Origin of the sequence: Pseudomonas ekonensis, assembly GCF_019145435.1 — a bacterium.
GTDB classification, from domain to species: Bacteria; Pseudomonadota; Gammaproteobacteria; order Pseudomonadales; family Pseudomonadaceae; genus Aquipseudomonas; species Aquipseudomonas ekonensis.
On sequence record NZ_JAHSTS010000002.1, the window covers coordinates 2,001,401 to 2,014,651 of the forward strand.

Annotated in this window: 10 protein-coding genes; 2 read left to right on the top strand and 8 right to left on the bottom strand. The window is 65.7% G+C overall.

What is annotated here, in order from left to right; all coding sequences use genetic code 11:
* Positions 1–59: 59 nt before the first annotated feature.
* Both KVG96_RS22140 and msbA read right to left on the bottom strand, forming a co-directional pair.
* On the bottom strand, positions 60–764 hold the full coding sequence (locus tag KVG96_RS22140) for a sulfotransferase family 2 domain-containing protein (protein WP_217893934.1): 705 nt from the start codon (positions 762–764) through the stop codon (positions 60–62).
* Positions 765–932: 168 nt separating this feature from the next.
* The gene (msbA, locus tag KVG96_RS22145) at positions 933–2,735 is read right to left on the bottom strand and encodes a lipid A export permease/ATP-binding protein MsbA (RefSeq protein WP_217893935.1); all 1,803 of its coding nucleotides are present in this window, start codon (positions 2,733–2,735) and stop codon (positions 933–935) included.
* Positions 2,736–2,889: 154 nt separating this feature from the next.
* Between msbA and KVG96_RS22150 the strand changes: the two genes are divergently transcribed.
* Positions 2,890–4,752, top strand: coding sequence for a bifunctional O-antigen ligase/aminoglycoside phosphotransferase family protein (locus tag KVG96_RS22150; protein ID WP_217893936.1), 1,863 nt, complete (start codon positions 2,890–2,892; stop codon positions 4,750–4,752).
* On the top strand, positions 4,752–5,969 hold the full coding sequence (locus tag KVG96_RS22155) for an acyltransferase family protein (RefSeq protein ID WP_217893937.1): 1,218 nt from the start codon (positions 4,752–4,754) through the stop codon (positions 5,967–5,969). Before KVG96_RS22150 ends, KVG96_RS22155 begins: the two co-directional genes overlap by 1 nt.
* 27 nt (positions 5,970–5,996) lie before the next feature.
* Here KVG96_RS22155 and KVG96_RS22160 read toward each other — a convergent pair whose 3' ends face one another.
* From KVG96_RS22160 to KVG96_RS22185, 6 genes are read right to left on the bottom strand one after another with little or no spacing between them, the layout of a single operon-like run.
* Positions 5,997–6,881, bottom strand: coding sequence for a glycosyltransferase (locus KVG96_RS22160; RefSeq protein ID WP_085585289.1), 885 nt, complete (start codon positions 6,879–6,881; stop codon positions 5,997–5,999).
* On the bottom strand, positions 6,878–8,032 hold the full coding sequence (locus tag KVG96_RS22165; protein WP_217893938.1) for a glycosyltransferase: 1,155 nt from the start codon (positions 8,030–8,032) through the stop codon (positions 6,878–6,880). Before KVG96_RS22165 ends, KVG96_RS22160 begins: the two co-directional genes overlap by 4 nt.
* The gene (locus KVG96_RS22170) at positions 8,029–9,465 is read right to left on the bottom strand and encodes a PIG-L deacetylase family protein (RefSeq protein ID WP_217893939.1); all 1,437 of its coding nucleotides are present in this window, start codon (positions 9,463–9,465) and stop codon (positions 8,029–8,031) included. The genes KVG96_RS22165 and KVG96_RS22170 overlap by 4 nt, the downstream gene beginning before the upstream one ends.
* A gap of 8 nt (positions 9,466–9,473) precedes the next feature.
* Positions 9,474–10,370, bottom strand: a complete 897-nt coding sequence (locus KVG96_RS22175; protein WP_217893940.1) for an antimicrobial resistance protein Mig-14 — start codon at positions 10,368–10,370, stop codon at positions 9,474–9,476.
* Entirely contained in the window at positions 10,370–11,500 is a 1,131-nt protein-coding gene (locus KVG96_RS22180; RefSeq protein WP_217893941.1) for a glycosyltransferase, read from the bottom strand. The genes KVG96_RS22175 and KVG96_RS22180 overlap by 1 nt, the downstream gene beginning before the upstream one ends.
* A complete protein-coding gene (locus KVG96_RS22185) occupies positions 11,484–13,241 on the bottom strand; it encodes a carbamoyltransferase family protein (RefSeq protein WP_085585299.1) in 1,758 nt (585 codons plus the stop codon). The genes KVG96_RS22180 and KVG96_RS22185 overlap by 17 nt, the downstream gene beginning before the upstream one ends.
* Positions 13,242–13,251: the final 10 nt, after the last annotated feature.

Consider the following 13,251-nt stretch of genomic DNA (forward strand, 5'->3'; position numbering starts at 1 on the left):
GATGAAACAGCTGACTTTTTTGCTCGTTTTTTGATCAACCGGCCGGCGCACGCCACCGTTCATTCATAACCGAGCAAGTCGTAGTCGCGCTGGTACACCCGGCGCACCAGCCGACGGGTGCGCACCGAACAGAACTCCCGCGCCGGCATCGGCTGACGCTGGCGGGAGCCGTTGACGTGAGGCAGCCGCCCGTCGATCCCCAAATGTTCGCAGACCAGGTGGAAATCCCGCTCCAGATGTTCCTGGTAGCCGATGAAGTCCAGCGCCAGGTGCCCCAGCGAATCGACGAGAAAGTCGGTTTGCGCGGCGAAATGCAATTGCCGCGGGATCGTTTCGGCGTGCAGCCAGCGGGCGATGAAGTCATCGAAATCGCGGTAGCGCCTGACCAGCCGCTGGGCCCCTTGGTCACGGCTGCCCAGCTCATTGCCCCGCAGAAAGGCATAGGCCGAGTAGGCGCGCTCCAGCGGATCGCGCACAAAGGCGAACTTGTACGCCGCCGCGTAGCGTTCGGGGAATTGCTCTTCATACCAGTACAACGGCAGATGGCCGGGGCGCCAGCCTTCGAACAGCGCCGTGCAGATGCTGCTGCCGGCGCATTTGGGCACATGGATGAACAGGCAGGCACGCTGCTCGAACGCCTTGGGAAAGGCCCGTTGGGCCGACATCGACTTGTTCACCACTTGCCGGTCGACCACCGGCAAGCGCCCCAGCAGAAAGGCGCGCTGGGGTTTGGGCAGCAGTTTCCAGAGATAACGTTGCAGCATGACGGGATCCGCGCGAAGGGGATGGCCCTTCGGTTCAGGTTCTGGGTTCGTTCAGGAACCTTAACAAGCGCGGTGCCGGGATTTATTCCGGTTTGGTCAAGAAGCGTAAAGGAGCGGATACAAACCGCCCCTGTGGCGATGGGATTGCTCCCTCGCCACAGGAAGGGGTCAGGCGATGTCTTCGGCCGGGGCGTCCAGGCCCATGGCGTTGAGGCGGGCGTAGTAGCCGTTCTGCGCCAGCAGCGACTCGTGGGTGCCGCGCTCGACGATCCGGCCCTGGTCCATCACCAGGATCAGGTCGGCTTTCTCGATGGTCGACAGGCGGTGGGCGATCACCAGCGTGGTGCGGCCCTTCATCACCTGATCCAGCGCCGCCTGGATGTGCCGCTCGGATTCGGTGTCGAGCGCCGAGGTGGCCTCATCGAGGATCAGCAGCGGCGCGTTCTTGAGCAAGGCACGGGCGATCGCCAGGCGCTGGCGCTGGCCGCCGGAGAGCAGCACGCCGTTCTCGCCGACCTGGGTGTCCAGGCCCTGGGGCAGTTGCGTGATGAAGTCCATGGCGTAGGCGTCGCGGGCCGCTTTCTCGATGTCCTCGCGCGGCGCGCCGGCCAGGTCGCCGTAGGCGATGTTGTTGACCACGGTGTCGCTGAACAGGGTCACGTGCTGGGTCACCTGGGCGATGTGCCGGCGCAGGTTCAGCAGCTTGTACTGCTCCACTTCCACGCCGTCGATCAGGATTTCGCCCTTGTCGTGGTGGTAGAAGCGCGGAATCAGGTTGGCCAGCGTCGACTTGCCGCTGCCCGAACGGCCCACCAGCGCCACCATCTGCCCCGGCTCCGCCGAGAAGCTGATGTCGTCGAGCACCTGACGTTCGGTGCCCGGGTAGGTGAAGCTCAGGTTGCGCACCTCGAGACGGCCGCTGACCGAATCGCGCGTGACCGTGCCGGTATCGACTTCCGGCTCGACGTCCAGCTGTTCGAAGATGCTTTCGGCGCCCGCCACACCCTTCTGGATGGTCGAGCTGACTTCGGACAGCTGGCGGATCGGCTTGGGCAGCAGGCCGGCCAGGGTGATGTAGGCCACCATGTCGCCGGCCGAGGCGTCGCCGCGCAGGAACAGCACCAGGAACATCAGGATCGCCATGGCGGTGTAGATGACCAGTTGCAGCAGCGGCGTGTAGATCGCGCCGGTGCGGGTCATGCGCAGTTGCTTGTCGGTGTTGCCCTGGCTCGCGTCGAAGAAGCGCTTCTCTTCATAGGCTTCGCCGCCGAAGCTGCGCACCACGCGGTAGCCCTGGATGGTTTCCGAGGCGACGTGGGTCACGTCGCCCATGGCCAGCTGGATCTTCTTGCTCTGCTTGCGGAATTTCTTGCTCGCGGTGCGCACCATCAAGGCGATGAGCGGCAGGATCGCGACCATCACCAGCGTCAGCCTCCAGTTCATGAACAGCAGCGAGGCGAACAGGAAGACGACGGTCATGCCCTCACGGATTACGACCTTGATCGCATCTGTCGCCGCCCCCGTGACCATCGTCACGTTGAAGGTGATGCGCGAAATCAGGTGGCCGGAGTTATGCTTGTCGAAATAGCGGTTGGGCAGCACCAGCAGATTGTTGAACAGCTGCACCCGCAGGTCATGCACCAGGCCTAGGGAGACCTTGGCCAGGAAGTAGTTGCCCAGGTAGGAGCCCAGCCCCTGCCACGCGGCGATCAGGATGATCAGCAGCGGCACCGCCTGCAGCAGCTGCAGGTCGCGCAGGTAAGGCACGCTGGGGAACAGCGCCGCCTCGGGGTTGGACAGGCCGTCGACGAAGTACTTGAGGATGTAGCCGAGCATCGGCTGGGTCGAGGCGAAGATCAGGAAACCGACGATGCTGATCAGGAACAGACTGATGTACGGCCTGACGTAACCGAGCAGGCGGAAGTAGATTTTCAAGCTCGATGGGCTTGCGGCGGGACTGGAGTCGGTCATATCACGCAGAAGTCGATAAAAAGGACGCTGACTTTAGCACAGCTTCTTCAGGTCTCTGGCAATCGGCGAAAGGCTGGTATTGTTAGGCGTCTGGTTCAGCGTCAAATAGCCATCATCCGAATGGCCGTACCTTTTCAGGATTTAAACTCACAGCATGCAACTTCGCGGCTTCAACAGCACCTCTAACCGGGTCTTCGATTTCATTTGCCTGTGGATTCTTCCCCTCGGCTATCTCCTGCTCCTGTGCGCGCTGTTCTTCCTGCCGGGACGCAGCCTGCACCACAAGCTGTTCTACGGCCTGTTCAGCATTCCGACGCTGATCGCCCTCTGCCTGCGCCCCAGGGAAACCCGGGAACTGCTGCGCGAGCCGCTGATCGTCGCCCTGCTGCTGTTCGTCGGATGGGCGCTGCTCAGCCTGTGCTGGGGCCCTGCCGATGAGCCGGTCGGCGGCATGTTCAAGCCGCCGCTGCACACCGTGCTGCTGTTTGCCGGCTGCTACCTGCTGGTGCGTTACCGCAGCGAGTTGCTGCAGCCGCTGCTGTTCACCGCCGCGCTGATCGCGCTGGCGGCCACGGTGGTCTTCCTGTTCCTGTTCGCCCGCGCCTACGAACCCGGCATGCGCCTGGTCGGCGGCGGGGCGTTCGACAACCCGCTGCTGAGCTCGCACCTGTTCGGTTTCTTCAGCGCCTACTGGCTGGGCATGACCATGATCGCCAAGCGCCGGCAGTTCCTGTGGCTCAGCGTGCCGGCCATGGCGGTGATGTTCATGGCGGTGATCGCGACCGGCTCCAGGACCCCGCTGGTGGCCCTCACGCTGGCGGCGCTGTGGCTGTGCTTCATCTGCTGGAACCGGCGCTCGCTGTTCCTGCTCGGCGCCATGGCCGTCGGCGGCCTCGGGGTGTCCTGGCTGTTCGGCCAGATGCTGATCGAGCGCGGCGACTCCTACCGCCTGGAGATCTGGCAGATGGCCCTGCACAAGATCGCCGAACACCCGTGGATCGGCCACGGCTACAACGCCAGCCTGGCCATCGATCCGGGGGTCGGCTACGACTTCGCCGAGCCTCACAGCTTCACCTTGGGCGTGCTTTATTACGTCGGCGTCCTGGGCCTGCTGCCCTGGCTGTTTTTCCAGGCCTGGGGGCTGTACAGCAGCTGGCGCCAGCGTGTGCAGCCGCTGCTGATCCTCGCCTCGGCCCTGCTGGTGTTCGGCATCGGCGCCGGCCTGACGGAAGGCGGCGGCATCATTTCCCGACCGAAGGAGCACTGGTTCCTGCTGTGGATTCCTCTGGCGCTGATCGCCGCCCTGTCCATCAACCAACGGGCCCGGCGCCTGCTGGCGATGCCGGTGGAGCCGCTGTCGGCGACCGGGCTGCAGCAGATGGCCAGCGATGCCCAGGTGATCGAAGAGGACGGCCTGGGCCCGAAGGTCCTGCGCCTTGGCGACGGCAGTTTCCTGAAGCTGTTCCGCCCGCGCCGCTGGTACACCTCCGGCAGCTTCAACCCCTATTCGGAGCGCTTTGCCGTCAACAGCGAACAGTTGCGCGCGATGGGCATCCCGACCCCGCAAGTGCTCGGCCTCTATCGCCTGGACGACGGCAGCAGCGCCGTGCACTACTCGCCGCTGCCGGGCCACACCCTGCGCCAGGTGCTGCAGGGCATCACTGCCCCGGCGGTGCGTCAGGCACTGGTGGAGCGCTTCGGCCGGTTCATGGCGCAGTTGCATGAGCAGGGTGTGTACTTCCGCTCGCTGCACCTGGGCAACGTGCTGGTGCTGGAGGACGGCGAATTCGGCCTGATCGACCTGGCCGACCTGCGCATCTACCCGTCCGCGCTCAGTCTGTCGATGCGCCAGCGCAACCTGCGCCACATGCAACGCTACACCGTCGACAAGCGCTGGCTGTTCGAAGACCACCTCGACGCGCTGCTTCAGGGCTACGCCATGACCGCGTCGCAATCCGCTGTGGATAACCTGCACAGGCAAGTGCTGGCCAGCAATGCGCCGGCCCGGGTTCACTGATGAACGAAACCAATCCCCTCATCGCGTTGGCCGCCTATGCGCTGGCCATCGCCAGCGCCGCCCTGCTGCTGCGGGCGGTCCCGACCATCACCCGGCACCTGCAGCACGCCGGAGAGAGCCGTTTCGCCAGCATCGACGGGCTGCGCGGCTACCTGGCGTTCGGCGTGTTCGTGCACCACTCGATCATCACCTGGATCTTCCTGCGCACCGGGGTGATCGACTTTCCGCCGAACAACCTCTACGCCATGCTCGGCCAGGGCAGCGTCGCCCTGTTCTTCATGATCACCGGGTTCCTGTTCTGGGACCGGCTGCTGACCCACGGCCACCGGCACGACTGGCTGGCGTTCGGGATCTCGCGGGTGTTCCGGCTGTATCCGCTGTACCTGCCCCTGATGCTGCTGGTGTTCGTCACGGTGTTCCACCTGCAGGGCTGGGAACTGAAGGAGCCGGGCAGTCAACTGGCCCGGCAAGTGCTGGCCTGGCTGACGTTCGACCGGCCCGACATCAACCGCTACCCGCAGACCGGCATGCTGATCTCCAACGTGACGTGGACGCTGGCCTATGAAGTGTTCTTCTACCTGGCGCTGCCGCTGGCCGGCATGGTGTTCATCTACCGCGGCAGCTGGCGGCAGGTCTTGCTGTGCCTGGTCGGCATCTACGCGCTGTACCAGGCGGTGGGCTGGGAACACTCGCTGAAGAAGCATTTCCTGGCCAGTTTCCTCGGCGGGATCGCGGCGGCCTACTGGATCCGCCGGCCGCAGCTGGTCGCCTGGAGCCGCACACGCACGGCCGGCATCGTCGCCCTGCTGGCCCTGGCGATCGCCTTCACAGCGTTCAACCGGGCGTTCAAGGCGCCGCCGCTGCTTCTGCTGGGATTGTTCTTCGTGATCGTGGCGTCGGGCAATTCACTGTTCGGCGCGCTCAAGCCGCGCAGCATCCGCTGGATGGGCGAAATCAGCTACAGCACCTACCTGCTGCACGGTTTCGTGCTCTGGGCCATGGTGCAGCGCCTGCCGCTGTGGCTGCAGGTCGATGCACGGGACGCCTGGGTCTACCTGCCGCTGCTGGCGGTGTGCACCTGCCTGCTGATCCTCATCAGCAGCCTGACCTTCCTGTACATCGAGCGGCCGGGGATAGCCCTCGGCAAGACGCTGCTGAACCGGCTGCGCCAGCGCAAGGAAAGCCAGAAACGCCTGGCCCAGAAAGTCGCCCGCTGAAGCCGGGCGCCCTTCCCGGGGGCGGGCTCAGTCCTTTTCCAGCGGCGAAAACAGCAAGCGGCCCAGGCCGCGCCAGGTTTTCTTGTTCCAGGCCTTGAACGGGATCTGCGCCAGCAGTTCCCGCGCCAGCTTGCGGTCGCGGTTGGCGGTCTTGAGGAACATCGAATTGAGCGACTTGAAGCGCACCTCGTCGTACAGCGGATGGTCGCTGAACAGCGCGTAGGTGCGCAGGATGTTGTCGATCATGAACCGGTGGTTCTTGTAGGAGTTGGTGGCGTGCTTGCGGTAGCGCGCCATCACCACGTTCAGGCCGTCGATGAAGTAGCCGGCGCGGGTGACCTTCAGCTCGATCAGCAGGTCCTCCAGGCGGATCGTCGGGTCGAAGCCGCCGACCTTCTCCAGCGCTTCGCGGCGGATCATCAGGGTCGGCGCCGGCGGATACGGCTTGCGCTCCAGGAACATGTCATCGAAGTCCAGGCGACGGAACGGCACGTCGCGGCGCTGGCGCTTCTCCGGGTACAGGTTGCCGTCGGCGTCGATCAGTTCGATGTTGCCGGCGCAGATGCCCACCTCCGGCTTGCCGTCCATGTACGCGACCTGGGTGGCGATCCGGTCCGGATACATGATGTCGTCGGACCCGAACGGCACGATCAGGCTGCCCTTGGCCCGGGCGATGGCGCCGTTGAGCGTGTTGGTCAGCCCCTGGTTCTGCTGCACGCGGAAGTCGAAGCCGTGCTGCGCCTGCAAGGCACCGATGCGCTGGGCGCTGTCGTCCTTGGAACCGTCGTCGACCACCAGCAGCTCGATGTTCGGGTAGGTCTGGTTGATGACGCTGAGGATGCTTTCCTCGATGTACGGGCCGTGGTTGTACGACGCGATGATGACGGTGACGAGAGGTTGCGCGTCGCTCATGGCTGTTCCTTGCGGGCCTGTTCCAGGCCGGAGTCGATCAGGTTCAGGTATTCCTGACGGAACACCTCGATGTCGTGCTGTTCCTGCAGATAGCGGTAAGCCTGCGCGCCCTTGGCCTTGAGTTCCTCATCCGACAGGCCGAGGTAGGCGTCCAGCGCCGCGGTCAGGCCCGACACGTCCTTGGGCGCGACCGCCAGGCCGCCGGCGCCTTCGATCAGCGGCAGCATGGCCGGCACGTTCGAGGCGATCACCGGCAGATGCCCGCTCATGCCTTCCAGCAGGGCCAGGCCCAGGCCTTCGGCCAGCGACGGCATGGTCCAGATGTCGAAGGCGCGGACGTACTGCAGGGCGTTTTCCTTGAAGCCGAGCAGGTGCGCGCGGCCCGTCAGGCCCAGTTGCGCGATCTCCTCGGCCAGCGGCGCCTGCAGGCGGCCGGCGCCGATGATCGCCAGTTGCGTGTTCGGGTACTTGTCCTTCAGCGCGGCAAAGGCCCGCAACAGGTAAGTGTGGCCCTTGACCGACACCAGCCGCCCCAGGGCGCCCACCAGACGCACGCCCGGGTCGATCCCCAGCAGCTCGCGGGCACGCTCGCGGCTGTGCTGCAGGCCTTCGGCCTGCTCGATGTCGATGGCGTTGGTGATGGCCCAGGTGTTGGCGTCGGTGAAGCCGCAGGCGCAGTCCAGCAGGTACTGCTTGACCGCCGGCGACACGCCGACGAAACGCCAGTGCCGGTCGATCAGGCGCTGGGTCTGGCGCCGCCGGTAGAAGCGGTCGTACTCGCCGAAGCCATGGGAGATGCCGATGCACAGCGGCACCTTCAGCCAGCGGTTGAGGGCCAGCATCATGTTCACCGGCTTGAAGCGGTTGCAGATGACCACGTCGAACTTTTCCCGGCGGCAGAACTTGTACAGCTGCCACATCGCCCGCAGGCGCATGCCCTTGAGGGACTTGTCGGAAAACTCGAAATACACCGAGCGGTCGGCGCGGCTCACGGGCTCGCCCGGGCCGGGCTTGCCGCGCAGGAACGCGGCGGTCACCTCGTAGCGGTCCTTGGGCAAGGCCTTGACGATCTGCTCCGCGAGGTCGGCAAAATCATGGGCCTTGACGTTGTAGTCCGGCTGCAGCTGCAGCACTTTTGAACGTTGACTCATACCTCTCCCCGCTGGACGCCTGTCTCACCCGGCCGGACCTGCCAGAACAACTCCTGGCGCCGCACCGCTTTTCTGAAGAATTCGTTTTCGCCGTACACCGATGGCTTGCGGCCCGCGAGCAGCCGCTGGATGCAACGGCGCAGGCGCCGCTTGAACGGGGCCGGCGGCTGCAGGTCGTGCATCATGCCCAGGGCCATGGCCTTGTCGCGCTGCTGCGCGAGCGACAGTGGCAGGCACAGCGGCTGCATCGGCACCGTCGCGTCGAACGCGGGCGGCAGCGCGATGCCCTGCCCGTTGTCGCCCATCGGCCAGCGGTCGTTGTCGTGCAGGTGGTTGGCGTAGCCCAGCAGCGTCGGCTGCCAGTCCAGGCCCTCCAGCACCTGCATCACCGCCTGCTGCGAGCAGAGGTGGTCGGGGTGCGGATCGAGGGTCGGGTGCGGCAGCACGATGACGTCGGGACGCGCCCGCAGCAGCACTTCACGCAGGTCCGCCAGCAGGTTGTTCCAGGTCGGCGCGCCGTCGGCATCGCCGGGCAGCGTGAACGGGTTCAAGCGGCGGAACAGCCGGGTGTCGTCGAGATCGGCTTCCCGCGAGCCCACCGGCCGATCCGGCGCGGCCTGCATCGCCGCCAGTTGCAGGCAGAAGTAGCCGAGCTGCACGCAATGCGCCTGCGGCACGCCGGCCCAGCGCGGCACGGCCAGGCTGTCCCAGGCGCGCAGACGGCCCTTGAGCCGGGCCGCCTCGACCTTGTCCAGGCCCATCTGCCGGTAGTGCTCGGCTTCGATCTCACCGGCGGTCAGCGTCACGATCCAGGCCTCGTCGGCCTGGCTGTACAGCCCGTAGGCCGCCAGTTCGGCGTCGTCGGCGTGCGGCGCAATCACCATCACCCGCTGACGGCGGTAGTCCGGTTGCTCCAGCGCCCACAGCAGCGGCTCGCCGGACACCCGGCAAAACCGTCCGCGCAGGCGCAGCCGGCCTTGGGAAAGCGCCCGGGCCTGGCCGCTCAGGTTGAGGTAGCGCAGGCCGTTGACGCCCCGCTCGAAGGTCTGCGCGTCGGGGTCGTCGCCGCCGAGCAACTCGACCCGCGGATCGAGAAAGCGCCCCAGCCAGGTGCTCTTGACCTTCACGGCGAGGATCAGGGTGGCGTCGTCCACCAGCATCACGCCGTCATCCAGCCGCAGCTGGCCGCCGTTGAGGTGCACCTTGGGCTGCGGGGTGAACGGCGGGAAGCTGTAGCGGTAGTCGTCCTTCGGCGAATAGAACAGATGATCGGCAAACCAGGCCTCGTGGGCGACCCAGCCGAGCACCGCGAGCAACGGCGGCAACCACCACGCCACCGCCACGCCCAGCGCGGCCAGGACGATCAAGGCGATCAACAGGCCGATGCGCTTGTTGCGCCGGTGACGCTTGAGCAGTTGCTGTTTGCGGTTCATGGGCGCCCTCATACGGTGAACACCGGCACAGGATTGCACCAGCGGTCCTTGTATTCACGGTCGGCGCGACCGAAGGAGAAGCGCAGCGGCTTGCCCAGCGCCCGGGCGTCTTCCCAGGCGCTCTGGGTGTTGAGGAAGCTCAGCACGCTGCCGGGGCTGAATTCGCGGGTTTCGGGATCGACGCCGCCGTTGATGTATTCGACGCTGATCCACTCCGGCGCCTCCACGCGGTACACCAGCTGAATCGCGATCGGCGCACCGTTGAGGAAGATCACCGAGCCGATCAGCAGCTCGCGCAACAGCTCGATGACCTCGGCCATCCGCGCCGCGCCGGTGGCCGGGAAGCCCCAGCGGCGCTGGAACAGGTCGCAGTAGATCGCCGCCAGCTCGCTGCCGGAGAACTCGCCCACCGGTCGTACCACGCCGCCCGCCTCTTCCAGCAGGCGCAGTTCGCGGCGCTGGTTGTAGCGGAACTTCTTCGACAGTTCTTCCGGGGTGCGGGCCATGGCCAGTTGCTCGGCCTGCGGCTTGAGGCCGCTGAAGCGGCTTTCGTTGAGCGCCGACAGGTAGCGGCCGCGATGGCGCAACGGCGCCTGGGCGTCGGGCGCCGCCGGCAGGATCAGCTCGGCGTTGCCGAGGTCGAACAGGCCCTTCTTGCCGCTGCGCTTGAGCACGTCCTTGGACAGCGCCAGATCGCGGCCCCAGGTCGGGATCGCGGCCTTGATCTCGCCGTGCTGCTCCCAGGCCAGGTAGCGCACCGGGATCCCGGCCAGGGCCGCCAGACGCTCGACCACCATCGGGTGAGTCGCGACGCTGCCGCCGAAACGCTGCCAGGCCTGTGCATAAGTGGAGGCGTCGACGGGCGACCAGCCACGTTCGCGCCAGCCTTGAAAACGATTGAGCATCAGCCCCTCGGTGCCAGATCGGTGACTTGCGGCAGACGCCAGAACGTGTCGCGCACCGCACGGTCGCTGAACCGCTCGCGCAGCCGGTCGAACATCAGCTCGGCGCATTGGCGCCGCTGCTGTTCGTCCATGCCGGCCAGGTGCTGCAGGCCCTGGGCCAGGTGTTCGGCATCGGCGAGCGGGAACAGGATCCCCACGCCCTCGACCACTTCCTTCGCCCCGCCGCAGGCGGTCGCCAGCAACGGCACGCCGGCGGCCATGGCCTCCAGCAGCACCATGCCGAACGGCTCATGGTCGGAGCTCAAGGCAAACACATCGAAGGCGCGGAAGTAATTGCGCGCCTCCGGCACCTGGCCGAGAAACAGCACCCGGTCGCCGATGCCCAGCTCCCGGGCGAGGGCCTTGAGGCTGTCCTCAAGGCGCCCCTTGCCGAGGATCACCAGCTGACTGTTGGCCGGCAGCCCCGGCAACGCTGCGGCGAAACCGTGCAGCAGGGTGGCCTGGTCCTTGTCCGGATGCAGGCGGCCGACGTTGCCGACGATCCAGGCGTCCGCCGCCAGCCCCAGGGTTTCCCGGGCCTCACGGGCGGAGACCTGACGGGTCTGCAACGCCCCCACGTCGATGCGGTTGTAGAGGGTCTGGATCCGGGTCGCCGGCCATTTCGGCAGGCAGCGGCGCATGTCGTCGCGCACCGCGTCCGACACGCCGAGCAGGCTCAGGCGCTTGCGGAAAATGTGGGCGAACAGTTTGCGCGAACCGCGCTTGTAGTCGCCGAACGCGTGGTGCACGCCGATCACCGGCAGCGACGTGCCGAGCAAGGCGATGTAGATCGGCTTGAAACGGTGGGCGATGCAGAAACTGAAGTTGCGCGAAGCGGCGATCTTGCGCAGATCGCCGATGGCGCCCAGCTTCAGGCCACGGATGGCCTTGGAGCTGTATTCCATGAACAGCACTTCGTCGGAAGCGCAGGCCGCGGCCACCTCGCTGTCGGCAGCCCCGGTCAGGAAGACCGTGGTCACCCGATAGCCGGTGCCCGCGAACAGGCTGGCGTACTGCCGCGCGCAGTCCAGGAACGGCCCGTCATAGCCGTGGCAGAACTGCAGCACATGGCGTTCAGCCGAGCGTGTCATAAGCGTTTGCGCCTTCTTTGACCACCAGAATGTCTTCCATGATCAGGTACTGCAGATCGGAACCGAAGAACATGTTCAGCGCGTCGGTAGGCGAGCAGATCATCGGCTCGCCGCGGCGGTTGAGCGAGGTGTTCAGCGACACGCCATTGCCGGTCAGGTTCTCCAGCGCCTTCATCATGTCGTAGTAGCGCGGGTTGTATTCGCGCTTGAGCACCTGGGCACGGGAGGTGCCGTCTTCGTGGACGACTTCCGGCACGCGGGTCTTCCACTCCTCCGCCACTTCGAAGGTGAAGGTCATGAACGGCGCCGGATGGTCGATCTTGATCATCTGCGGCGCGACGGTGTCGAGCATCGACGGGCAGAAAGGCCTCCAGCGCTCGCGGAACTTGATCTGGTGGTTGATCCGGTCGGCCACGCCTTCGACGCTCGGGCAACCGATGATCGAACGCCCGCCCAATGCGCGCGGACCGAACTCCATGCGGCCCTGGAACCAGGCCACCGGGTTGCCGTCGACCATGATCTTGGCGATCTGCTCGGGCATGTTGTCCAGCTTGCGCCAGACCGGCTTGTTCTCGTGGCGGGCGCACGCGGCGATCACGTCTTCGTTGCTGTACGACGGGCCGAGGTAGACGTGCTCCATCTTCTCGACCGGCACGCCGCGGGCGTGGGACACATAGGCCGCCGCGCCGACCGCGGTGCCGGCGTCGCCGGAGGCCGGCTGCACGAACAGTTCCTTGATGTCGTCGCGGGCGATGATCTTCTGGTTGAGCTTGACGTTCAGGGCGCAGCCGCCGGCGAAGGCCAGCTTGCCGGTTTCCTTGAGCACGTCGCCCAGGTAGTGGTCGATCATCTGCAGGGCCAGTTTCTCGAACAGCGCCTGCATGCTCGCCGCGTAGTGGATGTACGGCTCGTCGGCGATGTCGCCTTCGCGTTTCGGGCCGAGCCATTCGATCAGCTTCGGCGAGAAGTAGAAGCCCTTGCCCTTCTCTTTGTAGCGGCGCAGGCCGATGACGTTGGCGTAGTCGGTGTTGATCACCAGCTCGCCGTTCTCGAACGAGGCCAGGCGCGAGAAATCGTATTTGCTGGCGTCGCCGTACGGCGCCATGCCCATGACCTTGAACTCGCCGTCGAGCATTTCGAAGCCGAGGAACTCGGTGATCGCGCCGTACAGGCCGCCGAGGGAGTCCGGATCGAAGAATTCCTTGATCTTGTGGATCTTGCCGTTTTCGCCGTAGCCGAAGAAGGTCGTGGCGTATTCGCCCTTGCCGTCGATGCCCAGGATCGCGGTCTTCTCCTTGAAGCCCGAGCAGTGGTAGGCGCTGGAGGCGTGGGCCAGGTGGTGCTCGACCGGCTCGATCTTGATCTTCTTCGGATCGAAGCCCAGTTGCTCCAGGCACCAGACGATCTTCTTGCGGTAGCGCTTGTAGCGGCGGTTGCCCATCAGGATCGCGTCGAGGGCGCGATCCGGGGCGTACCAGTAACGCTTGGCGTAGTGCCAGCGGGCCTTGCCGAACAGGCTGATCGGGGCGAACGGGATCGCCACCACGTCAACGTCGGACGGCTTGATGCCGGCCTGTTCCAGGCAGAACTTCGCCGATTCGTAGGGCATGCGGTTCTTTGCATGTTTATCGCGCACGAAGCGCTCTTCTTCAGCCGCCGCCACCAGCTTGCCGTCGATGTACAAGGCTGCGGAAGGATCATGGCTAAGGGCGCCGGACAGGCCAAGAATCGTCAATGCCACAGGGGTCTAG